Genomic DNA, 23,858 nt, shown 5'->3' with positions numbered 1-23,858 from the left:
AGTCAGCCTGATCGCTCGAAACCATCAGATCCAGTTCACGTTTCTGTCGCAGACCATAAGCTGCATTGATGCTCGATGTCCGCAAACTGCGCCTGCTGCGGGAACTGTCGCATCGCGAAACCATCGCCGCGGTCGCGGAGGCCCTCGCCTATACCCCCTCGGCGGTCTCCCAGCAGCTCGCCGCCCTGGAACGCGAAGCGGGTGTGCCGCTGCTGGCGCGAACCGGCCGGCGGGTGACGCTGACCCCGGCGGCGGTGACCCTCGTCCAGCACACCGAACGCATTCTCGCGGTGCTCGAACAGGCCACCGCCGAACTCGCCACGACCCGCGCCGAACTGACCGGCATCCTGCGCATCGGAGCATTCCCCACCGCCGTGCGGACCATCCTCTCCCCCGCACTCGTCGCGCTGAGCAGTGCGCATCCGCGGCTGGAACTGCGCGTGACCGAACTCGATCCGGCGCTGGCTCCCGACGCGCTCCGCGCCGAGACACTGGACGTCGCGCTGATCCAGGAGTACGACTACGTGCCGGTCCCGGCCGATCCCGCGCTGCACAGCGAGCCGCTGTTCGAGGAGATCGTCTATCTCGCCGCGCGCTGCGCAGGCCCGCTCTCCGCGCACCGCGAAAGTCCCTGGATCGCGAGCACGCCCGGCACGCTGTGCCACACGATGACGGTGCGTGCTTGCGAGGCAGCGGGTTTCACGCCCCGGATCCGGCATCACGCCGACGACTTCGGCACGGTCCTCGCGCTCGTGGCGGCCGGGCAGGGCGTCGCGCTGGTCCCGGAATTCGGGACGCGGGATCACCCAGGAGGCGTCACGCTCGTCGCACTGCCGACGCGGCGGCGGACCCACCTCGCCTATCGGCGCGGCGCGGGCGACCATCCCGTGGTGCGCGCCGCTCGCGTGGCGCTACGCGAATCGGCCGAACGCTCTCCCGGCCGCTGACCCACTCAGCGCAGCCGATACCGGCTGGTGGGCACGACATCCAGATTCCGGTCGCCGCCGAAGGTGGCGACGCTGGCCATCAGCCGGTCGATCCGGCGGGCCAGCTCCGCCGCGTCACCGCCACTGCCGTAGAACGCGTGCGGATCGCCGAGCGCTTCGATCGGGAACAATTCCTCCACGATTCCCGCGATGCCGGGCGCATCGGCCGTCGCGGGCCCGGTCACGACGTTCTGCACGTAGCCGAACGTCGCCTGCGTCTCGATGGCGATCGCGGTGTGACGGTTGCGCCAGCGGTCCAGCCAGTCGGCCTGCGGCAGATCGTCCGGCTTGCGCAGGAAGGCGATGTTCGACAGGCCCGGCGCACGCTCGAGCACGGCGGTGACCGGTGGCGGGATGGGCGTCGCCTCCTCGACGTGCCAACCGGCCACGCGCTCGGCGACGGCGCCCAACGCTCGCTCGGCCGCCTCCGTCTGCGGGCGGTCCGCCCACCAGACGCTGACGACGGCCTGCACCGGCGCGTCGAACGTCGTGATGCGCAGCATCGCCGTCTGGACCGCCGCGTCCGCGATGTTCGCCTGCGCGGCGGCCGCTTCCGGCAGGCGCGCCGCCAGATCCGCCGCGCGCAGGTCTCCGACGCCCCACAGCGCAAAGATGGTCTTCATCCGCAGGCCACTTTCTAGAACATGTTTCACTCTCGGTGCGAGCCTAGCTCACCGGCGCGATTGGCCGACGCGGCTCGGGGTATCCGACCCCCGAGCTTGGCGAAGGTGGTGATCCGTGCGGACCATATCGACCGACATCCCGGCCAGACTGGATCGTCTGCCCTGGTCGCGGTGGCATTGGATGATCGTGATCGGGCTCGGATCCGTATGGATCCTCGACGGGCTCGAAGTGACCGTCGTCGGCAGCGTGGCTGCCCGGCTGTCCCAACCGGGCAGCGGCCTGACCATCACAGCCGCACAGGTTTCCGGCATCGCGGCCGCCATGTACGTCGCCGGCGCAGGCTCGGGCGCGCTGTTCTTCGGTTGGCTGACCGACAGATTCGGCCGGAAGAAGCTGTTCCTGATCACCCTCGCGGTGTACCTCTTCGCGACCGCGATGACAGCGCTGTCGTTCTCGATGTGGTGGTTCGTCTTCTTCCGGTTCCTCACCGGGTTCGGTATCGGCGGCGAGTACGCGGCCATCAATTCCGCCATCGACGAACTGATTCCGAAGCAGTACCGCGGCCGCATCGACATCGTCATCAACGGCACCTACTGGCTCGGGGCCGTCGGCGGTGCGCTGCTGTCCATCGTCGCGCTGAACACGGACCTGTTCCCCCCGAATGTGGGCTGGCGGTTGACCTTCGCGCTCGGCGCGGTCTTCGGTCTGGTCATCCTGCTGGTGCGCAGGCACGTCCCGGAGAGTCCGCGCTGGCAGTTCATCCACGGTCACGAGGACGACGCGGAACGCACCGTGGCCGCGATCGAGCAGCGCGTCCGCGCGGATACGGGCACGGAGTTGGCAGACGTGTCCGATCAGCGGATCCGCATCCGGCAGCGTCGGACGATTTCCTTCCGGGAGATCGCCGAGGTGATGGTGCGGCACTATCCGCGCCGCGGTGTGCTCGGACTGTCGTTGTTCATCGGGCAGGCGTTCCTCTACAACGCCATCACGTTCAACTACGCGCTCATCCTGTCCAGGTCGTTCGGCATCCCGGATGACCGGGTCGGCTACTACTTCGCGGTGCTGTGCTTCGGCAACTTCCTGGGCCCGCTGTTGCTGAGCAAGCTGTTCGACACGGTCGGGCGCAAGCCGATGATCGCGGGCAGCTATCTCGGTTCGGCGGTGCTCTTGCTGGGCACCGCATGGCTTTTCGCGGGCGGTCACCTGACCGCCACGACGCTCACGGCATGCTGGACCGCGGTGCTGTTCGTCGCGTCGTGCGGCGCCAGCGCGGCCTATCTGACCGTCAGCGAGATCTTCCCGATGGAGACCCGCGCCATGGCCATCGCCTTCTTCTACGCGATCGGGACGGTCGCGGGCGGCGTCGCGGGACCGTTGGTGTTCGCCGAGCTCACCGCGGACGGTGAGCCGGGGAAGACCGCCCTGGCGTTCGTCATCGGCGCGCTGGCCATGTTCGCGGCCGGGTTGGTCGAAGTGGCTTATGGGGTGCGGGCCGAAGGTCGGTCGCTGGAGGACTTGGCCGAGCCGCTCAGCGCGACGCCGGAGCCCAGCCGGATGGAGGCCGGTCAGCCGCCGAGCGGATAGGGGCGGCACTGCGCGGTGTCCTCGGCGGAAGCCCGGCCGCAGCCGTAGATCATCACGGGTTCGGCGGTGGTCGAGGGATCCCAGATCTGCTCCACGCTGAGCATGCCCACCCACTTGTCGTGCGCCACCCGCCCCGCGTGCGCGCCCTGACTGACCGAGAAGTCCAACACACCGCTGCTGGATTCGATCACCGGATGCCGAGGAAGATCACGCAGCGCGGCCCACACCGCGGCCGCGCTGATCGGGATCGGTTCGGTCCACACGCCGGAGACGGCCGGAGCCAGCGCTTGCACGGCGCGCACGAACAAGCCCACCGCGTCGTAGGTCAGCGCGACCCGCTCACCCAGCGGATGCAACTGCACGCGCTCACCCAGCGGTTTGTCCGCCTCGGCGCAGGCGTTCCAGCTCGGGATCTCCGGATCCACGGTGGTGGCGAGGTTGTAGAACTCGACCCGGCTGCGTCGGCCCTGCCCCTTGTTCCGGCAGGTGACCAGGCTCGCCTTCGCCACGTAGACGAGCGGGCGGGCGCTGTTGGCGGCCCTGCGCCGGTCCGCGCTGGCCATGAACCGGTTGACCGAATCGTCCGCGATCAACAGCACCCGCCGGTCGCCGCACGCCTTGTTGAGGCTTTGCAGGAAGTCGGGGAACTCCGAATCCCGGCCGGCGAAGAACAGCACCTCGTCGCACGCGTCGGTGTTGTCCGGGCCGGTGAAGGCCTCGCGCCGGTCCCAGGATCCGTCCCAGATCCGGCGCCCGCCCCGGGCGAGGATATGCAGGTCGGCGGCCATGTTCTCGGTGTAGAGATCGGTCGGGTCGGGCCGGTGGTAGATCCGTACGCCGCGTCCGGCCGAGCCGGGCAGCGAGTTCAGATACTGCTCGATCATGTCGGCGATCGCGGAATTCGGCGGCGCGATCTGGAAATACAGCGGCGACGATGCCACCATCTCGTCGGCCGACAGGCTCGGCGCGACGATCGGAAGGCCGAGGCCGGTCAGCGCATTGATCATGCCCAGTGTCGCGGTGCGGCTCTGATCGAGCCCGATCGCCCCGACGATGCTCGGCTCGGCCCGGACGAGCGGTGCCAGCAGATCGACGACCTGCGGCCCCTGCAGATTGGCCGGCCCCGTGTTCGCGAGCAGCAACCGGATCAACGGGATCGTGTCGGGCGTGCGGGCGTCGGGCAACGCGACCGCTTCGAGCCCGCTGTACTGCGCCAGGGCCAAGCCCTCGATGTCCTCGCTCTGCGCCGGATAGTCGCCCGGGACGCCGGTGAGCTGACCGAAATAGACCAGCGTGAACAGCGGCCGCGCCGGCTGCTCCCTGGCCAGCTGTTCGGCCAGCAGATTCTGCTTATACACCCGTCGCTGCACGTCCACCAGGCGGCGGCTGAAGGGCTCGTCGCTCGCGAACAGGAAGCCCCGGCCGCCTGCCGCGGGATCGTCCGGATCGTAGGCGCTGAACCCGACGCAATTGCCGTCCGCGCCGGGAACGACGCGCACCCACTGGTCGGCCGTACCGGTCGCGCACGCGGGTGCGCCGGCACGCCACGGTCGCCAGGTCGCGAAGCCGGCCGCGGCCAGTGCCAGCACGACGACCAAGGCCATCGCGGTCACCGTCACCGCCCGCCGCGCCCACCACGGCGGCGCGGGCGGATCTATGCGACGGAACGGGTCCGGTTCGTCGTCGTTCGGGCCGGTCGCGGGCACCCCGAACCACAGCTGCCAAGCCCGCTGCCGCTGCCGCTGCCGCGCGACGGGCAGTTCGTCCAGCCAGATCTCGTACAACCGCCGCACCCGGTACGCCGGTCGCGCGGTGACGCCCAGCGGCGGCGTCCGCGTGCCCGCCACCACCAGCAACGGATCGTCCTTGCCGGTCTCGTTGCGAACGTCGTTGATCAGATCCAGCAGCCGTGGACCGGCTTCACCGTCGAGTGCGCGCAGGATCGCGACCGGATAGGTGGTGCGCCGCGCCGCGCCGATGCCCAATCCGCGCCGTTGGTAGGCGACCCGCAGGTCTTCGAGGAACGCGTGCACCAGCAGCTTGGCCAGCTGTTCGCCGTTCTCGCGGCGGCGGGCGCCCTCGGTGAGCCGGTGGGCGAATCCGAGGAATTGGCTGGACTGTTCCGGCGCCAGATACTGCTGGCGCATGAACCAGCGGAACTCGCGGCCCACCCCGGGTATCCGACCGCCGGTTCGCGCCCGGAACACCGCCGTCGGGAGCACGATGCGCAGCAATCCCAGCACGAGCCGCTGCACCACGCCCACCGTGGCCTCGGCTTCGCCGAGCAACTCCTCACCCCATCGGCCGAAGTCTCTGCGCAGCAGCGACGCCAGTTCGTCGAGCTCGTTGTCGGAACTCAGCTTGCGGGCCATCAACCACTCGGCGAGCCGGTAGCGCCGGAACGGCAACGGGCTCGATCGCCCGAAGCGGTCGGCGGACAATCCTTTGCAGAGGTTGTAGAGCAGTCGGCGCAGATCGGTGAGCCCCGGCGTGGTGTCGTCGACCACCGAACTGCCCTCGGGCAAAGGGTCGAGAGCATCGACGTCCACGGCCACGTGCAAGGCGCCGCCCAGTGCCGTGCCGAACATGTCCAGACAGGCATCGACGTTGGTGAGATCGCCACACAAAACCACCATCGGCAGCGTCGACTCGCCCCGCGGCGGCCGTCGTACCAACCAGCGCAGCAGATCCTCGAGCACATCGACTCCCCGAAAGGAGACAGCTCTGGTGCCGGACATGACGCCCCCGTGTCCTCCGCCGAATGTGACCACCCATTGAAGCAGAAGCCAAACCCTTTGACAGCCACAGAGCTTCGCTGGAGACGGCGGTGGCAGAGCGCGGCGACCGGGCAGCCGGCACGGCGCACAAGCACGGGAGACGCGGCAGAGCACGGTCGGGATGGGGCGTCTCACCCGACAGTTCAGGGAACCTCGAAACGAGTCTTCGATTTCGCACGTCTCGGAGTATGTTTCGCGCGACCGGCCGGCGAATTCGCGACACGTCCGGCTCGGTGTTCGAGCCCTGAGCGGCTATTCACACGCCGCCATCGCGTTTACCGATGTCATCGGCTCCACATGAAAGTACTTTTGCACGTGCATTCGGGAGCGAGACGCCATAAGACGCACGTCCACAATTACCGCGCCACCGTCGCGCCCCTGCGGCAGGGCCGCGCACGGCATCGGAATCCATCCGTCCGACGTCACACAGGGCCGGAGGACGCTGTCGGTTCGCTCAGTTGTGCCGCGGGTCGGCGGCGGAGGAAGAATGGGGCCGGGTGATCCGGCGATGAGCCATGACCTCGGCCCACCAGCCGCTGAGCGGGCTGGGGTCGGGCCACACGATCCGATCTCGTTCGTCGTCGTCCGCGACGGGCGCTTCGGGCTTCTCGATCACGATGACATTCCTCTGCGCTGGTGCACGTGGCCGTACACATCCTTGCGGAGAGCCCTCGTGTTCGTGCGCGCCGGTAGTTCCGCGACAGAGCGCTTCGAAACGGCTGAACATCGAGCAGCGCGGGTTCCTCGCCCCTATTATCGGCCGACCGCGCTGTCGATCCGATACCTCCCACATTTACCACAGCCGCGATGAAACAAACCGATCTTTCCGGTTTACGATCCGGACACCAACTGGTCACTTGGTAACATTTCTGCCCGCTGATCAGTGGAAATAGCCGCTCGACCGGCTTTCTTACACGAAACCGAAAAAAGGGCCCGGTGGCGAAACGCACCGGCGCTCGCGCCCTGCCGACGGACGGCACGCGGACCGGAGGAATCGCGCTCCCCGGCGCTCGATGCCCGGCTCGCAGCCACGCTGCTCATCGTTTGCCGAACCCGGCCGAGGCCGCCGCCCGGTGACCCACATATCCCTCGGTGACACAGGAACGGCGACGATGCCGCCCGGGTGCGGGCGGAGCCGAGGGGCGGCGGGCCGGATCCACCCAAAACCTCGCGGCCACAAACCTTTCGACCATCGCGCGCGACAGCGGCAGGCCCCCCGCGAAGTTTCGCGTCGACTGATTCGGCCCGAGCCACCCGGGTACCCGCCGACTATGGTTCGCCGAACCGAAGCCGTTGGCACACACGACGGAGTCACCCGGGCGCCGAGGCCAACGGACCGGGTGGCGCCAGATGGTTGCCGAAGACCGTCGGCGCGGACGTCCATGGCCGACGAAACCAGGTGATACCGATGGCCGACCTCCGCCGGATAATTCGAAAGCACGGCCCCTTCGCCTCGGTCTGCTTCGACAGTTCGCAGAATACCGAGGACGCGACGCGGGAGAGCGAGCTACGTTGGCGCTCGATCGACACCGAACTGGAACGCAGCGGAGCCCGGCCCCGCCTGCGGCGGCTGCTGGCCCAGGCGATCGCGCTGCACCCGCCGCCGCGGGGACGCTGCGGCCGACTGCTCATCGCCGACGAGACCGAGGTGCTCGCCGACGAACGCCTGCCGAGCCCGCCTGCCACCCGGATCGTCCGGGTGTCCCCGCTGCCCTATCTGCTGCCGCTCCTGGAAGCGCAGGCGGAGAAGGTTCCGCACGTCGTCGCGCTCGTGGACCGGGTGGGCTCGGAACTCTACTCGCTCGACGGGCACGGCAGCGAAGCGCGGGAAGCCCTGCGCAGTCCCGCCCACCCGGCGCAGCCGATCCGGCACGACGACTGGTCGCATCGCACGCTCCGGCAGCAGGTCGAGGACACCACGCGGCGCAACATCCGCGAGTTCGCCGACGAGCTGGACCGGCTGGCCGAGACCGTGGGCGCGGAGGTCGTCGTGCTCGCAGGCGAAGCGCGCGCCCGTTCGGAGTTGCGCGCGGCGTTCGACGCGAAGGGCCGCGACGTCGTCGAGGCCGAAGCCGGTCCGCCGGCGCCGGGCTCGGACCCGAAGGCGCTCGACGCGGAGATCCGCGAGATCTTGCATCAGGTGGTGGCGCAGCGCCGCCGCCGGGTGCTCGATCACTTCGCCACCGAGATCCGGCTTCCGGACGGCTTGGCGGTGGCCGGGCTGGCCGCGACCACGACCGCGTTGCGCTCCGCCGCCGTGGAGCGACTACTGCTCGACCCGGGGGCGCTGGGCGACCGCTTGGTGTTGGCCGGGACCGCGCCGAACCCGCTGCTCGGCCCGGCCGCGCACAGCTCGGCCGGGGAGATGCGCCGCGCCGACGAAGCCCTCCCGGTGGCCGCCCTGGCGATCGGGGCCGAGGTCATGCTGGTCGAGGCCGTCGCCGCCCTGCGCGACGGGGTCGGCGCCGTGCTGCGCGAGCGGTAGGACCGCGGCGCGGCGACCTCACGACTTCGGCATGCGCTCGTGCAGCGTGAGCAACATGTGGTCGAAGGCCGTCTGCACCGCGGGCGGAGCCTGCGGCAGGCAGTCGAGTTCGGCGATGAGCTGGGCGGCGAGGTCGCGCAATTTGACGTTGGTCTCCTGGGATCGCCACTGCAGGACGTGGAATGCCTGGTCGGCATTGATCCGGTAGACCCGCATCAGCACGCCTTTGGCCTGCTCGATCAGCGCGCGCGCCTCGAACAGTCTCGGCAGCGTTCCGTCGAGCAGATCCTGCCGCTCCTCGGCGATGGTGGCCGTCAGGTCGACGTAGTAGCCCGCGGTGCCGACCACGGTGCCGTCCTTGTCGGTCATGGTGTCGCCCAGCACGAGGACATGGTGCGGTACACCGGCGGTGTCGATGATGCGGTGGCGGCTGCAGAACGGTTCGGCGTTGCGGACCGACTTCTCGATCGCCTCGGCGACGTGATCCCGGTCCTCCGGGTGCTTGTGCGCGAGAAGCAACTCGGTCGTCGGCGTCACCGTGTCGGGCGCGTAACCGTGCATCGCGGCGACCTCGTTCGACCATTCCCACCGCTGATCGGCGAACCAGAACCGGAAGCTTCCCGTGGTCTGCGGCGTCCCGGCGCCGACCACTCTGGCTACCGTCCCCTCCGCCGTGTCCACGATTCGGTCGCCCGATTCGTTCATCGCGTCCGTATGCTCCTGCCTGCAGCGTCGTACCGTACATCCCGTCGGTCGAGGCAGCCGTCCCGACCGCGCTCACCTGCGGTGACGACCTCATCTTAGGCCGATCGAAGCGAGTTTCCGGGCACGGCCGGGGATGCTCGGCGACACCAACCTTCCTACCGTCGCCATAACGGACCCCTGGTTTGCGAACTGCCTATGACACAGGGAGCGCACCTCCTCTACATGGGGTGCAATGGAGTCGCGCCCGGATTGGCAAAATGGTTCGCGCGGCAACACGCGGCGGGCCCGAGGGCCCCGGACGGGCAGTTCCCCGCACGACGAACCGAGAGGGACGGCCCGCCGCGCCCGCGGGAATGCGGATAGGCTTGGGTGTGTGCCGGGGCAGGTGGAGTCTGCCCCGGCACACCCGTGCCGAGCGTCAGTCAGCGTGCGCCAGAGCGACCCGCTGCCTCACGGTATCGATATCGAGAACGCGCACCGTCAGGGTGGCACCGATCTGCGGCTCGGTAGACCACTCGGTTCGGTGCAGCAACCCGTGAATGCCCGGAGCGATCTCCAAGAACGCGCCGAACGGCGCGATCTGAACGACGGCAGCCTCGAGCACGGAGCCCTGCGCGTGCGCGGCGACGAACTCCGGCCAGCTGCGCTGCGGCGATGATTCCGAAGGGGACATGTGTTCACCTCCTTCCGATGTCCCGGTAATTCCTGGGATTTCGTGAAGAAGGCGGGCGGGCCCCTGGCCCGCCGGACGGTCACAGCGCGGCCGGGTAACCGTTCTGTGTGCGGCGTGTCGCCGACCCGGCAGTCATGGCGAAGACCATAACCCAGCGCGTCGCCATGGAGCAAGACCGGCGTCCGGGATGTAGCGAAAAGCTCAGTCCGAAGCGGCTTTTCGCGCTTCTGAAAGCTCACCCGGTGCGTTGCCGGGACAGGGGGCGGGTGATGCGGACGCAACCCGGCCGAGCGTCGGCAGCGACTCCACGCCGAGAGATCCGAGGGTCCATGCGGCCCGGAGCAGAACCGCCGGACGCAGCGCCGCCGCCGGGCGGTCCAGCAGCCCGGCTATCCGTGCGATCTGTCCCGCTACCGCCGCATCCTGCGCGCCGACCGCCATCACCAGTCGCGCCAGTGCGCCGAGGAGCGCTGTGCGCCGCCGCTTTTCGGCATCCACGTGCGGCATCGCCGAGTCGAACAGCTTCGTGATCGTCCACGGGTCGTCGATCACCGCGGCGGCGGCACGGAAGAAGCGACCTGCGAGATCGTGGTCGCCCTCCGCGAGCACGCGGCGCAGAGCGGGAGACCTGTGCCGCGCCGAGTGGTAGCCACACCGAACGAGCTACCTCGACCTGACCTGCGCGCGCGACGGTCACCCGCGTTTCGCAACGGTCGGTCCGGACGCCGATCACCGGGCACGCGTCAGCGCTCGCGTTCGGCCCAGAACGCGCAGTGGTGGCGAGCGGCGAAATCGTCCGTCATGAAGCTGCCGGTCGCGCGCATGATCAGTGCAGGCCCGTCGGTGCCGTGCCCGGCCGATTCCGGCCACGCCGACCATTGCGGCGAGCCCGCAGCGTTCGGGTCGCCGGTATGGGCGAAGGTGGTCCACCATCGTTGCATCTGCGCGGCGAACGCGGCGGACGCGCCGGTCCAGGGAATCTGCACACCCATGAGACCGGAGAAGAGATATGGGAGTTCGGCGGAGTGGAAGGCGCCGGGCAACACAGGGTTGTCGGCGCCGAACGGCGCCTCGTCGAATTCGTACTGCCACAGCGGATGCCCGGCAGCGCGAGCGGTGCGGCTGATGAACAGGGCGGGACAGGCGAACAGGCCATCGGTGATCACCGCGGTCTGGGCGGCGGCCACCGAGGGGTAACGGTCGAGCGGATATCGGGCGAGTACGCGGTCGGCGTAGCCGCCGAAGGATTGGCGAACATAGCGTTCATAGCTCGCCGCATCCGGAATGTGGCCGCGGGCGTAGTCGGATTCGGCGACGAACAGCGCTCCTTCCGCGCTGTTGTTCCCGACGACGAGCGGTCGCTTGCGGGGGTCTTCCGCCAGGGCCGCGTCGAGCGGGCGGGTGATGACGACGCCGTCGACGCTGGGCACCCAAATGGGTGTCGGCCCGTCGAATCGGACGCTCGGCGAGTCGAGCAGTGTCGCTTCGGGCAGCCCGCGCAGGCAGGCCAAACGGGTTGCGCCATCCGCGCATCCGACGCTGTCCGCATAGCGTTGCGAGCGCTCGTAGGCATCGTCGCGATTGCCGGGGACCAGCGGTGATCGGTCGCACGAGCCGCTTTGAACGATCGCTTTGGCATACAGCTCGTCGGAGCCGGGTGCGGCGAAGTGTGTACAGACGCTCCCCCCGCCTGCCGATTCTCCGAAAATCGTGACATTTCCCGGATCGCCGCCGAACACGGGCGCGTTGTCGCGCACCCACCGCAGCGCGGCTTGCTGGTCCTGGATGCCGACCGTCCCGGTGGCGCCGCCGGACTCGGCCGCCAACTCGGGAAGCGACATGAAGCCGAAGGGTCCGAGGCGGTAGTTCGGGACGGCCACGATGACGTCGCCGTCGGCGACCATCCCGGTGGGCGCGTCGTATTGACTGTTGGAGCCGGTGACGTAACCGCCGCCGTGGAAGAACACCATGACGGGCAGCGGGCGCGCGGATGCGCGGGCCGGCGCGTATACGTCGATGGTCAGGCAGTCCTCGCTGGTGGGTCCGGTCGGCGGTAGACCGGGCAGGTATCCGTTCTGCGGACACTGCGGCCCGTGGTCGCTCGCCGGACGAACACCAGGCCACGGCGGGACGGGACGTGGCGGGCCGAACCGCGCCGAGCCTCCGGTGGGCGCGGCGAACGGGATGCCCAGATACTCCACGGTTCCGTCGGCGACGCGGCCGGAGATCGAGCCGCCGGTCACGAGCACCTCCAGCGGTGCCGACGCGACCACGGGCGCCGGGACACCCGCGAACCACGAACCGGTGACGACCGTCAGAGCGATCACGGTTCGCACGATCCAACGAATCATGGCTGCCCCATACCTCCGATGCGGTCGCTACGGTCGGCGGCGGGCTTCCGGCCTCGTCCGCCGCGGTAGCCCGATCGGCTCGGCGGCGCGGCGCGCTTCCCGGTCGGCAGTCGACCGGCCGCACGCGACGGAAGCCGATTCGTCGCTGCAACCCTCATCCGGCGGATCACGCGCACGGCCCCTGAATTCCGGGCCGACTCCCTCGATCGACGCACGAACTCCGCGCGGCAGCGGACGTCGTGCCCGGCCCTCATCGTCCGCCCACTCCCATGACGTCCCCGCTACCCATCTGAGCTGGAGCGATGGCACTTCGGGTGATGCTACAGCGGTCGGGTGCGCGGCGCGGGACACGACGCAGCTGTTCGGAGCGCCCCGCCCTCGGCACCGCCGCGTGTTCCGGTCCGATCGGCGACAGCCGAGTCGGGCGTCAGCTCTCGGTGAGTACGGCCAGTTCCTCGGTGAGGATCTTGACCGTGTCGCGGATCTGATCCTCGGTATGGCAGGCGGTGACGAAGAACCGCAGCCGCGCCAGATTCTCGGGTACCGCCGGGTACAGGATCGGGTTGACGTTGACGCCGCGGCGCAGCAGGGCGTTCGACAGTTTCAGCGTCTTCAGCGAGTCACCCACGATGCACGGGATGATCGGGGTGTCGTTGCTGTCGCCGGTGTCGATGCCCGCCTCCCGGGCCAGTCGCAGGAACAGCCGGGAGTTGCGGCGCAGACGCTCCAGCAGTTCGCCCTCGGACCGCAGCTGCCGGATGGCCGCGGCCGAGGCCGCCGCGTTCATCGGCGTCATGCCGACGCTGTAGACGAAGCCCGGCGTCGTGTATTTCAAGAAGCGGATCAGTTCCGCGCTGCCCGCGACGTACCCGCCGCACCCGGCGAGCGCCTTCGACGTGGTCCCGGACCACAATTCGACATCACCGCGATCGACGCCGAAATGCTCGCCGATGCCGCCGCCGCTCGCACCGAGCACGCCGACGCTGTGCGCCTCGTCGATCATCAACAGCGCCTTGTGCTTCTTCTTCACCGCGATGATCGCAGGCAGGTCCGGGATGTCGCCGTCCTGGCTGTAGACGCCCTCGATCAGGATCAGCACGCGCCGGTACTGGTGGCGGATCTCGGTGAGCAGTCGGTCGAGGGCGGCGTGGTCGTTGTGCGGGAACGGACGCCGGGTCGCGCCGGACAGCTTGCAGCCCTGCATGATGCTGTCGTGGGCGAGGCTGTCGTGGATCACGAGGTCCTCCGGCCCGACCAAGTGCCCGATGATCGTGACGTTGGTGGAGTGGCCGCCGACCAGCGCGATGGCGTCCTCGGTGCCGAGCAGGCCCGCGAGTTCCGCCTCGAGTTCGCGGTGCACCGGCTTCTCGCCGGAGAGGATCCGGCTGGCCGAGCACGAGCTGCCGTAGCGTGCCACCGCGTCCTGCACAGCGGCGACGACCGCCGGATGGCCGGACAACCCGAGGTAGTTGAAGCTGGAGAAGTTGATCGCGGGCGCGCCGTCGACCACGGAGGTGTCCCGCGTGACGCCGTCGTTGATCAAGAAGTAGGGGTTGTGCAGGCCGAGCGCTTCGACGCCGGAGACCCGCTCGGCGATCGCCTTCACCTCGGCGAAATCCGCGATCCGGTACTCCGGCTCGACGGCCGTGCGCCGGGGTTCGGGCGCTTCGGCAGGGGCGGTTCCGGATTGCCGCGGCGCGGGCGCGCCCACCTGATTCGTGACGTGCGCGAGAACGTCACCGAGCGTCGTCGTGGGCGTGAACCGGGCCGGGTCGATGGTCGCCGCGGGCAGTTTGCGAACCAGCGCGGCGATCAGGTCGGTCAGCATGAGGGAGTCGAAGCCCAGGTCGTCGCCGAGGGTCTGGGCTTCGCGGAGCCGATCGGCCGGAAACCCGCTCACCCTGGCGAACTCGGCGCGGACGACCCCCTCGACAGCTTCCGGGTCGACCGGCCGGTCCGCGTCGGCGGTCCGCGCCGCCACCGCTTGCACCACCGTCGGAGCACCACCCGCCTGCGCGGCGGACGGAGCGCCCACCATGCTCGCCAGTACCGCGTTCTGTTCACGGAAGAGTGCGATCAATTGGTCCATCGAAGATTCCTTCGGTGCTGCGGAAAGCGTCGGCGTAGTGCACGGTTCGAGCCAGAAGCGCTGGTCGGTGGAGAACTCGTAGCCGGGCAGCCGACGCCGGACGCGCTGTTCGGGTTCGTAGAGCCGGTCCCAGTCGGGGTCGAGGCCGGCGCGATACAGCGCCGCGACGGTGGCGGCGAACTCCTCTCCGGTAGCGCCCGGCCCCGGGCTCGGTGCCAGGCAGCGCGCCGCGAGGTCCGGTCGGACGCGACCGATCAGCCCGGTGAGGATACGACGTGGCCCGATCTCGACGACATGGCTGGGCTCGGTGCCGAGCGCGGCCTCGACGGCCGCGCCGAAGCGGACGGTGGCGCGGACGTGCTCGGTCCAGTACGCGGCGTCCATCGGCTCGTTCGGCTCGAGCAGGCGCCCGCGCACGGTCGAGTAGAGAGGCAGAGCCGGTGCGCGATACACGCATTCGCGGGCGACGGCCTCGAACCGCTCCAGAATGGGATCCATCAGCGGACTGTGGAAGGCGTGGGACACGGTGAGCGCCTTGGCGCCCACCCCGCGCGCCGCGAGTGCCTCCCGCACCCGGTCGATCGCCTCGGCGGCGCCGGACAGAACGATCTCCTCCGGCCCGTTGACCGCGGCGATCGAGACCTCGGGCCGGTCGGCGAGCAGCCCGGCGAGGTCGTCGGCGTCCGCCCGCACGGCGAGCATCGCACCGCCCGCGGGCAACCGCTGCATCAGCTCGCCACGCGCGACGACGAGACGGCAGGCGTCGTCGAGGTCGAACACGCCCGCCACCGCGGCAGCGGCGAACTCGCCGATGCTGTGCCCGAGCACCCAGGCGGGACGAACGCCGACGTCGGCGAGCGATTTCGCGATGGCGTACTCCATCGCGAAGATCGCCGGTTGCGCCAGGTCGGTACGGTCGATGTCGATGTGCTCATCGAGCTTCAGCTCGCGCACCGAGCGGCCGAGCGGGGCCAGCATGGCACGATCGACCAGTTTCAGCGCGCGCCGGAACAACGGACCGGCCGCGTCCAGCGCACGCGCCATGCCCGCGAATTGCGATCCTTGCCCGGTGAACACCCAGCCGACGCCGAGCGGGCGCACCACCCCGCTTTCCGCACTGTCGCGCAACCGCGCGATCGCGGCGTCACGATCGGCGGCGACCAGGGCGAGCCGGGCGCGCCCGGACGCCTTGACGTGGTTGCTCGTCCAGCAGAATTGCGCGAACTGGTCCGGCGAGGCGGCGGCCAAGGCATCGGCGAGGCGATGCGCGTTGCGCCGCAACCCTTCCGCATCGTTCGCCGAGACCGTCAGTACTCCCCCACCGGCCGCCACGGGCGTCGCGGCGGCGGGGGCGGGGGCGCTGCCCAGCACGACATGGGCGTTCGTGCCGCCGATGCCGAAGCTGCTGACCCCGCCGTAGCCGGGGCCCGCCAGCGGCATGGGCTCGGTGAGCAGCCGCAGACCCTGCTGCGCCATGCGCAGGCGCGGGTTCTCCTGATCGGCGAACCGCGACGGCGGGACGACGCCGTGCCACAGGCCGAGGGCGACCTTGATCAGTCCCGCCACGCCCGCGGCGCCCTCGGTGTGGCCGAGATTGCCCTTGATCGAACCGATTCCACACGGCCGCGTCCGGTCCCGCCCGTGCAGCTGTCCCAGCGCCTTGACCTCGATCATGTCGCCGAGCACTGTGCCGGTGCCGTGGGCTTCGAGGAAGTCCACCTGCTCGGGCCGCACCCCGGCGCGCTCGCACGCCTCGCCGATCACCTGCTGCTGCGCCCACCGGTTCGGTGCCGTGATGCCGTTGCTGCGGCCGTCGGAATTGACCGCGCTGCCCTTGATCACCGCGTAGATCGGCAGGCCCGCCGCCTGGGCGTCGGCGAGCCGCCGGAGCACGAGGACCGCCACGCCCTCGCCGCGCACGATCCCGTCGGCGCTGCCGCTGAACGGCTTGCACCGCGCGTCCGGCGCGGACAGACCCGCCTGGGTGTAGAAGACCCCGACCGCGGGGGTGAGTACGAGGTTGACGCCACCGGCGACGGCCTGGTCGCACTCGCCGGAAGCCAATGCGCCGCAGGCGAGATGGACCGCGACCAGCGACGACGAGCACGCTGTGTCGACCGCGACGCTCGGCCCCTTGAGGTCGAACTGGTAGGACAGCCGGTTGGCGGTCATGAAGTACCCGTTGCCGGAGCCGTGCTGCGGCGTGATCGCGGCGTAGTCGCTCATCTGCAGGTTGGCCCATTCGTTGGCCATCACGCCGACGAAGACGCCGGTTCGCGAGCCCGCCTGGCCGCGCGGGTCGAGGGTGGCGTCCTCGAAAGCCCGCCAGGTGGCTTGCAGCAACAGCCGCTGTTGCGGATCCATCGCCTCGGCTTCCCGCGGGGCGATGCCGAAGAACTCGGCGTCGAACGCGTCCGCGTCGTCGAGGAAGCCGCCGCTGCGGGTGTTGATCGTGCCCGGCGCACCGGCCGGGTCGTGGAAGTCGGCGGCGTTCCAGCGGCTCGCCGGGACCTCGGAGATCACGTCACGGCCCTCGATCAGCAGCCGCCAGAGCGCGGCCGGGTCGGGTGCTTGGGGGAATCGGCAGTCGATGCCGACGATGGCGATGTCGGTCATGCGGCCAGGGTGAATTCGTCGGCGAGGTAGGCGGCGATGTCGGCGATGGTCGGGTACTCGAAGACCAGCACCGGGTCGACCTCGAGCGACCACCGGTCCTCGATCTCGCCGCACAGTGTCACCGCCGAAACGGAATCCAAGCCCAACTCGGCGAGCGGGACGAACGGATCCACCTCGCGGAGGGCGCGTTCGGTGTAGTCGGCCACGCGCTCGACGAGCCAATCCTGGATCGTGGTCGAACGACTGATCGTGCTGCTGAACATGTTTCGGCTCCTCGGCGGATTCGGGTCGGTCAGGCGGTCATGGCCCGGCTCAGGGCCGGTTCGAGGTCGTCGTGCAGGACGCCCTCGACGCGCTGCGCCAGGAACGCCTCCCGCGTCGCGCTGCGCTGGACCTTCCCGCTGGTGGTGCGCGGTACCGCGTGGGGCTCGACGAGCATCACGTTCGGTGCCGCCACGTCGAACCCGCGGGCGACCGCGACCTTGATCGCGGTCGCCAGCTCGGCGAGCGTGGTGGCGCCCTGGCGTGCCGTCTTGACGCCCTGCACCACCACGAGCCGTTCCCGGCCGCCCGCGTCGACGGAGACGGCGACACCGGCGGCGCCGAGCGCCGGATGCAGGCCGCGCACCAGCTCCTCGACGTCCTGCGGATACAGGTTGCGGCCGTTGACGATCAGGAGGTCTTTGCGCCGCCCGGTGACGAACAGCTCACCCTCGTGCAGCAGGCCGAGGTCGCCGGTGCGCAAGAAGGGCCCTTCGGCTCCGAGGTGCGCCTCGAATGTCTCGCGGGATTCTTCCGAGCGGTTCCAGTAACCCGCGGCGACGCTCCTACCCCTGATCCAGATCTCTCCGACAGCGTCCTCGGGCAACTGCCGCCGGGTGTCCGGGTCGACGATGCGGATGTCGAGGCCACGGGCGGGCCGGCCGCAGCCGACCAGCCTGGCTTCGCGGCCGGTGTCGCGATAGACCGGCTCCGCGTCGACGGACCCGACGGCCGCCAGCAGCGTCGCCTCGGCCAGCCCGTAGGCGGGCAGCAACGCCGTGGGCCGCAGCCCCGCGGGCGCGAACCGGTCGGTGACGGCCGCGATGGTTCGTTCGCGGACCGGCTCCGCACCGCTCAACGCGATCTCGAGGCTGGTCAGATCGAGTTCGGCCAGCTGTTCGTCGGTCACCCGCCGGGCGATCAGGTCGTAGGCGAAGTTCGGTGCGGCGGTATAAGTCGCGCGGTAGTCGCCGATGGCCCGCAGCCAGCGCACCGGGTGCTTGAGGAAGGTGGTCGGCGCCATGAACACCAGATCCGCGCCGAAGTACAACGCCCCGAGCAGCATGCCGATCAGGCCCATGTCGTGGAAGTGCGGTATCCAGCTGACGCCGACCGACTCGTCGTCGAACCCCATCGCGGCGATCGCGGCCTCGTTGTGCATCAGGTTGCGATGCGTCACCACGACGCCCTTGGGATCGCCGGTCGAGCCCGACGTGTACTGGAGGAACGCGATCGTCTCCGGGCCGATATCGGGCATACGCCATTCGCCGGGGTCGCCCAGCGGGCCATCGGTGGCGACGACGGCCGCGCTGATCGCGGCCGCGAGCAGCGGCTGCACGTCACCGGTGGTGAGCACCAGCTCCGCGCCGGAGTCCGAGACGATGCCCGCGACGCGGTGGGCGCTGCGCTCGTCGTGCGGCAAGGGAGCGGGTACGGCGATCACGCCCGCGTACAGGCAGCCGAGGAACGCCCGCAGAAAGGCCAGTCCGTCGTGATAGAGCAGCACGACCGGTTGCGCCGCCTCCGGGCGGTTCGCCAGCCAGGCGGCGGCGGCTCGGGCGTCGCGGTCCAGTTCGAGATAGGTCAGGACTTCTTCGCGTAGCTCTCGCCCTGCCTCGTGCAGGTAGGTGTACGACCTGGTCGTCCCGTGAGCAGAAATTTGCTGCCTGACGTGATGAACGTAAGTCGGCTGCATCTCGTGGTTCCTCGGTAGGGGTCGGCGTCTGGGGTCGGCTACTACTTTCCGCCGTCCATGTCCGCACAACCAGGCACCTCAGGGAGCATCCGGCAAACCTGGGGGTGGGCACGGACCCACCCTGGGGTGCGTTGCCGCGCGCACGTTAGCTGTATGGCTGCTACCACTCCCCCACTCGGTATGTCCCCACTCCGGGCCATTACTTGCTTAGCGCAAGCAATTACTATATAGTTGCATAGCGCAAGCAACTTATCTCGTCTGGAGGGGACATGGCGGTCTCACCCGATACGGCCCAGAGCCTGATCAAAGAGCTCTATCTGATGGGCCGGGCGATCCGCGTCGCACTCGCTCACCCGGAGGAAGGACACCTCCTCCCGGGCGGCATCGGGGTGCTCGGCACCCTCGAGTCCAAGGGCCCGTGCAGGCAGGTGGACCTCGCCATGGACCTGTGCATCAGCCCGAGCGCGCTGAGCAGGCACGTCACCGAACTCGTCGGCGCGGGCTACATCAGCAGGCACGCCGATCCCACCGACGGGCGGGCCACCCTCATCCGCGTGACGGACCAGGGCCGCGATCTGCTCCACCGCGTTCGCGGTTCCCGGGCGCGGGGCCTGCAGCACGTCCTCGCCGACTGGAGCGAAGACGACGCCGAGGCGGCCTGCACCGCCGTGCAGAAGCTCCGCAACGCACTGACCGCGCACGCGCAGAGCAGCGCCGTGCACGCGCACCAGCCGGTTCCGAAAGAGAGTCAGGAAGTAGATGTCTAGTTCAGTCGAGTCGGTGACGCGACGCGACCCGTACGCGATGACCCACCGCGAAGTCCTGGAAGCGATGACCGGACTGCTCGCGGCGTTGTTCACAGCGCTGCTCAGCACGACGATCGTCGCGACCGCACTGCCCACCATCATCGGCGACCTGCAGGGATCGCAGACCGCCTACGCGTGGGTCATCACCTCGGCGTTGCTGGCGAACGCGGCCTCCACCCCGATCTGGGGCAAGTTCGCCGACCTGTTCAACAAGAAGGCGCTGGTCCAGTCCGCCATCGTCGTCTTCGTCGTCGGCTCGGTGATCGCCGGATTCGCGGGCAACGTCGCCCTGCTGCTGGTCGCGCACGTCGTCCAGGGCATCGGCATGGGCGGGTTGACCGCGCTCGTCGTCGCGATCATCGGCTCCATCGTCGCGCCGCGCGAACGCGGGCGGTACTCCGGATACATGGGTGCCGTCATGGCGGTCTCGATGTCCGGCGGACCGGTGCTCGGCGGTGTCATCGTCGACAGCCCGCTGGGCTGGCGCTGGTGCTTCTTCGTGTGCGTGCCGCTGGCCGTGATCGCGCTGGTGCTGTTGCAGCGGACGCTGCGGCTGCCCACCGACCGCAAGGAGGGCGTGTCGATCGACTGGCTCGGCGCCGCGCTGCTGACCGGCGGTGTCTCGGTGCTGCTCATCTGGGTGTCGTTCGCCGGTAAGGCCGGCTATTACGAGTGGATGTCGTGGGAATCGGCGATCTACGTCGCTTCCGGTGTGCTGCTGCTGCTCGCGACCGTGTGGGTGGAGTCGCGCGCCGAGTCGCCGATCATCCCGTTGCCGATCGTCACCGAACGCACCACCGGCCTGGCGATCATCGCCTCGATCGCGGTCGGCGTCGGCATGTTCGGCGCGACCACTTTCCTGGGCCAGTACTTCCAGACCGCGCGCGGCTACTCCCCGACCGCGGCGGGCGTGCTGACCATCCCGCTCGTCACGGGCATGCTGATCGCCTCGGTCGGCTCCGGCCAGTTGATCACCCGGCGCGGCAAGTGGAAGGGTTTCGTGGTCGCCGGCGCCGCGCTGCTGGTGGCCGGATTCGCGATGCTGTCGACCATCGATCACGCGACGAGCCTGTGGCTGGTCGGCGGATACATCACCGTCGTCGGGTTCGGCGTCGGCATGATGATGCAGAACCTGGTCCTGGCCGTGCAGAACACCGTGAGCGTGCACAACATCGGCGCCGCGTCGAGCAGCGTGGCCTTCTTCCGTACCTTCGGCGGCGCGATCGGGGTCTCGGTGCTCGGTTCGGTGCTGGCCACCCGGGTCGGCGAGCTGTCGGCGAAGGGATTCGCCGAGCTCGGTATCCAGACCAAGTCCTCCGGTGGCAGCAACTTGGATCTCGACGCCCTGCCCGCGCCGATCGCGACCATCATCCGCGCCGCCTACGGCGACGCGACCGGGCGGATCTTCCTCATCGCCGCGGCTGCGACGGTCGTCGCGCTCATCGCGGCGGCGCTGCTGCCGAACCGGCCGTTGCGCCGCACGATCGACATCGATCCCGCCGTCGACCCGATGCAGGCCGAGGCAGGCACAGCGGCCCGGACGGACGGCGCCAGACAACCGGCGCTGCTCGACTGAGCCACACCGCACGCGCAGAGCCCCGAGAAGCCCTCGGGGCTCTGCCCGTCTTGCCAGGGGTGCGAGGCGAGATCAGTACTGCGGACGCTCACCCGTGCGCGCGGCCACGGTCGTCGCCGAGGTCAGCGCGACGGCCAGGCAGCGCAACTCGCCGGGAATCAGCACCGATCGAATCGCACCCTGGAAACACTCGAGCACCGCGCCGTCGGGCCACCGCACGTCGTAGCGGTACCAGCACCGGCAGGCGCCGCCGGCACGCTGGATGTCGCGCTCGACCCGGATGGCCAGTTCGCTGAGCGCGGCGTGCACCTGACTCGGCGCGCCGGTGCTGGCGATCTTCCACCACGGCCGGTTGAAGTAGCCCGGCTCGGAGATCTCGACCAGGTAGAGCAACGGCATCCCCACGGCGTCGGAGGCGGTCATACCGGCCAGAGTGCCGCAAAACGGACTGGACAATCTGGTGAAACGCCGGAGGTGTACCAATGCGATACCGACGTCCCCTCGCCTGCCGATCACGACCCCAGGCGGTCCAGCAGCCAGGTCGGCCCCACCGTCTCCGCCCCGGCGGCCGCGACGCGATCACGCAGCCCCCGGTCAGCCGTCACCACCGTCACCCGACGGCTGCTATCCTCCGCCCGGGCTGCGGCCACCACGCCGACGATCGCGTCGTCACCCGACCCGTCCGCGCACACCACGCACACGCTGCCGGACGAACGTTGCCCCGCATCGACCGCGGCCTTCGCCGCTCCCTCGAGCACCACGACCACCTCGGCCTGCTCCGCCAGACGCGCGCGCAGCGCGGACATTCGCTCGAGCAGTCGCGAGGCGGCGCCGGAGCGATCCCGCCACCACCCGTCGGGCCGCGAACCGACGACGTTCGCGGCGTCCACGACGATCAGCCGGACACCGTTGGCCGCCATCCGCTCAGTCGCCTCCCACGGTGAGCACCGCACCCGCCGGCTCGGCTGCGCCGGGCCGGGCCGCCCGCACCGCGGCGAGCGCGTTCAGCCTGCCGTACCCGTATTTGTCGCTGTGCCCGTCGGTGCCGTAGCCGCCGCCCTGCGGGTCGATCTTGTCGCAGGCGCCTTTGAGCAGGTTCTTCACCGCCTCCCAGGTGAGATCCGGGTTCACCGACAGCATCAGGGCCACCACACCGGCCGCGCCGGGGCACGCGCTGGAGGTTCCGCCGAAGTCGTTGGTGTAGTCGCCCGCGGCGTCACCCGCCGCCACCGTGCCGGGGTTGTAGCCGCTGGCGCCGTGCCGATCCACCGTCCAGATCCCGGGCGTAAGGGCGTCGGGATGCCCGAACGGCCGGTGCCCGAAGTCGCTGCTGGGGAACGCGCACCACACCGCCTTGCCGAAGTCGCTGTAGACGCTGCGTTTGCCGGTGTCGTTGCACGCCGCGACCGCGATCACCTTCGCGAAACTGGCATAGCCGTCGTTGTCGACGGATTCGTTGCCGTTGCCCGCCGCGAACAGCACCACGCAGCCCTTGCCGCCGCGTCCGGTGGTGACGGCGTGTTCGATCGCCAGCCTGGTGCTCGCGGGCAACGCCGCGACGCGGTTGTGCGCCGGATCGTTCGGCTGGAACCACTTGCCGTCGGCCGGGCCCCAGCTGCACGAGATGACGTCGGCGCCGTGCTCGGCGGCCCACCCGAAAGCGTCCGCCTCGGCCTGTGAGCCGAGTCCGGAGGCGAGCCGGATCGGCATCAGCGCCGCTTCCGGCGCGACCCCGGAGGCACCGGCCGTGCCGTTGGCGCACGCGACGCCCGCGCACGCGGTGCCGTGGTTGTCCCCGTTGTCGGGGCCGGTGCCGTAGGTGTCCTTCGGACGCGGGTCGCCGGTCTTCGCCGTGACATCCCGAGGCGCGACGATCTTGGCGGCACCGGCGAATTCGGGGTGGTCGATGTCGACGCCGTCGTCGATGACGGCGATCGTCACCCCGGCCCCTCGGGTGATCGCGTGCGCGGCTTCCACCGCGGCGTGCGCGTCGATCACGACGCCACCGATGGTGGTCTTCTTCAGATGCCACTGCTGGGGAAAGATCGTCTTCCTGGCCCGGTGCCGGATCAGCTCCGGATGGCAGTATTCGACGTCTTCGCGCGCGAGCAGCGAGGAGGCGATGTCGAAGACCCGCTGGCCGGTGCCCTCGGGCGCGGCCGCGAAATAGGCGTTGGTCGCATACGACACCGCCCGCCGCACCGTCAGGTCCGCCGCGTTCAGGACGGCGAGGCAGTGCTCGTGGTCGACGCGGTCGACGAACTTCACGAAGATGTTCTCCGTATAGAGCACCGGTTCCCCGGTGGCCGCGTCCACCAGCACATGCCCCGCGAACCGCACCTCCGGCGCGGCATCGAGCGCCTCTTTGCGTTCCGCCACCGACCGTGATCCCGCGGGGAGCCGATAGACCTCCACTCCTGCCTCCGGGTAGGCCTGCACCAATGTCGCGTCCTCGAGTTCACCGCTGAGCGGCGTGCGCACCGATCCCGACTGCTGCCGGATCCCCCGACCGCTGTGCGTGCGCACCGCGATCAGATCGGGACTCTGCTGCAATTCGAAGCCGGGATCGTCCTTCGTACCGAAATTCGCGGTTGGCACCATGATCTCCTTCGCCGTGGGGACCCGA

The 23,858-nt window shown here is 69.6% G+C and carries 18 protein-coding genes; 5 read left to right on the top strand and 13 right to left on the bottom strand.

Annotated elements, in window-relative coordinates; all coding sequences use genetic code 11:
• Positions 1-68 precede the first annotated feature (68 nt).
• On the top strand, positions 69-947 hold the full coding sequence (locus GVY64_RS07600; RefSeq protein WP_159839870.1) for a LysR family transcriptional regulator: 879 nt from the start codon (positions 69-71) through the stop codon (positions 945-947).
• A 5-nt stretch (positions 948-952) separates the two neighbouring features.
• On the opposite strand, the gene GVY64_RS07595 is transcribed toward GVY64_RS07600, so the two are convergent.
• Positions 953-1,609 carry an EthD domain-containing protein gene (locus GVY64_RS07595; RefSeq protein WP_159839869.1) on the bottom strand — a complete coding sequence of 219 codons (657 nt, stop codon included), beginning with the start codon at positions 1,607-1,609 and terminating at the stop codon, positions 953-955.
• Between the two features lie 115 nt (positions 1,610-1,724).
• Here GVY64_RS07595 and GVY64_RS07590 point away from each other — a divergent pair, with 115 nt between their 5' ends.
• Positions 1,725-3,197 (top strand): MFS transporter, encoded by a 1,473-nt coding sequence (locus GVY64_RS07590; protein WP_159839868.1) that lies wholly within the window; start codon positions 1,725-1,727, stop codon positions 3,195-3,197.
• On the opposite strand, the gene GVY64_RS07585 is transcribed toward GVY64_RS07590, so the two are convergent.
• Entirely contained in the window at positions 3,179-5,935 is a 2,757-nt protein-coding gene (locus GVY64_RS07585) for a hypothetical protein (RefSeq protein WP_159839867.1), read from the bottom strand. The genes GVY64_RS07590 and GVY64_RS07585 overlap by 19 nt on opposite strands.
• 493 nt (positions 5,936-6,428) lie before the next feature.
• The gene (locus GVY64_RS07580; RefSeq protein ID WP_159839866.1) at positions 6,429-6,590 is read right to left on the bottom strand and encodes a hypothetical protein; all 162 of its coding nucleotides are present in this window, start codon (positions 6,588-6,590) and stop codon (positions 6,429-6,431) included.
• Between the two features lie 792 nt (positions 6,591-7,382).
• Here GVY64_RS07580 and GVY64_RS07575 point away from each other — a divergent pair.
• Complete coding sequence (locus tag GVY64_RS07575; protein WP_159839865.1) at positions 7,383-8,459, top strand: baeRF2 domain-containing protein; 1,077 nt, start codon at positions 7,383-7,385, stop codon at positions 8,457-8,459.
• A gap of 18 nt (positions 8,460-8,477) precedes the next feature.
• On the opposite strand, the gene GVY64_RS07570 is transcribed toward GVY64_RS07575, so the two are convergent.
• The 7 genes from GVY64_RS07570 to GVY64_RS07540 form a co-directional block, all read right to left on the bottom strand.
• The gene (locus GVY64_RS07570) at positions 8,478-9,164 is read right to left on the bottom strand and encodes a PAS and ANTAR domain-containing protein (RefSeq protein ID WP_159839864.1); all 687 of its coding nucleotides are present in this window, start codon (positions 9,162-9,164) and stop codon (positions 8,478-8,480) included.
• A gap of 418 nt (positions 9,165-9,582) precedes the next feature.
• Positions 9,583-9,837, bottom strand: a complete 255-nt coding sequence (locus GVY64_RS07565) for a S1 RNA-binding domain-containing protein (protein ID WP_159839863.1) — start codon at positions 9,835-9,837, stop codon at positions 9,583-9,585.
• Positions 9,838-10,038: 201 nt separating this feature from the next.
• Positions 10,039-10,446, bottom strand: coding sequence for a hypothetical protein (locus tag GVY64_RS07560; RefSeq protein WP_159839862.1), 408 nt, complete (start codon positions 10,444-10,446; stop codon positions 10,039-10,041).
• 134 nt (positions 10,447-10,580) lie between these two features.
• Positions 10,581-12,164: a carboxylesterase/lipase family protein gene (locus GVY64_RS07555; protein ID WP_159839861.1), complete on the bottom strand. Its 1,584-nt coding sequence runs from the start codon at positions 12,162-12,164 to the stop codon at positions 10,581-10,583.
• Between the two features lie 451 nt (positions 12,165-12,615).
• Positions 12,616-16,893, bottom strand: a complete 4,278-nt coding sequence (locus GVY64_RS07550) for a type I polyketide synthase (protein ID WP_159839860.1) — start codon at positions 16,891-16,893, stop codon at positions 12,616-12,618.
• On the bottom strand, positions 16,890-17,156 hold the full coding sequence (locus GVY64_RS07545) for an acyl carrier protein (protein WP_159839859.1): 267 nt from the start codon (positions 17,154-17,156) through the stop codon (positions 16,890-16,892). The genes GVY64_RS07550 and GVY64_RS07545 overlap by 4 nt, the downstream gene beginning before the upstream one ends.
• A gap of 29 nt (positions 17,157-17,185) precedes the next feature.
• A complete protein-coding gene (locus GVY64_RS07540; RefSeq protein ID WP_159839858.1) occupies positions 17,186-18,850 on the bottom strand; it encodes a fatty acyl-AMP ligase in 1,665 nt (554 codons plus the stop codon).
• A 269-nt stretch (positions 18,851-19,119) separates the two neighbouring features.
• Here GVY64_RS07540 and GVY64_RS07535 point away from each other — a divergent pair, with 269 nt between their 5' ends.
• Together GVY64_RS07535 and GVY64_RS07530 are read left to right on the top strand one after the other, a co-directional pair.
• Positions 19,120-19,617 (top strand): MarR family winged helix-turn-helix transcriptional regulator, encoded by a 498-nt coding sequence (locus GVY64_RS07535; protein WP_159839857.1) that lies wholly within the window; start codon positions 19,120-19,122, stop codon positions 19,615-19,617.
• 37 nt (positions 19,618-19,654) lie between these two features.
• Positions 19,655-21,232 (top strand): MFS transporter, encoded by a 1,578-nt coding sequence (locus GVY64_RS07530; RefSeq protein ID WP_159840059.1) that lies wholly within the window; start codon positions 19,655-19,657, stop codon positions 21,230-21,232.
• A 72-nt stretch (positions 21,233-21,304) separates the two neighbouring features.
• Here GVY64_RS07530 and GVY64_RS07525 read toward each other — a convergent pair whose 3' ends face one another.
• The 3 genes from GVY64_RS07525 to GVY64_RS38645 form a co-directional block, all read right to left on the bottom strand.
• Positions 21,305-21,655 carry a hypothetical protein gene (locus tag GVY64_RS07525; protein ID WP_159839856.1) on the bottom strand — a complete coding sequence of 117 codons (351 nt, stop codon included), beginning with the start codon at positions 21,653-21,655 and terminating at the stop codon, positions 21,305-21,307.
• Positions 21,656-21,744: 89 nt separating this feature from the next.
• Complete coding sequence (locus tag GVY64_RS07520) at positions 21,745-22,152, bottom strand: NYN domain-containing protein (RefSeq protein WP_159839855.1); 408 nt, start codon at positions 22,150-22,152, stop codon at positions 21,745-21,747.
• A 4-nt stretch (positions 22,153-22,156) separates the two neighbouring features.
• Positions 22,157-23,833 (bottom strand): S8 family peptidase, encoded by a 1,677-nt coding sequence (locus tag GVY64_RS38645; protein ID WP_159839854.1) that lies wholly within the window; start codon positions 23,831-23,833, stop codon positions 22,157-22,159.
• Positions 23,834-23,858: the final 25 nt, after the last annotated feature.

The sequence above is a fragment of the Nocardia sp. CY41 genome (assembly GCF_009829325.1).
GTDB lineage: Bacteria > Actinomycetota > Actinomycetes > Mycobacteriales > Mycobacteriaceae > Nocardia.
This window is presented reverse-complemented; position numbering and strand designations above follow the sequence as displayed.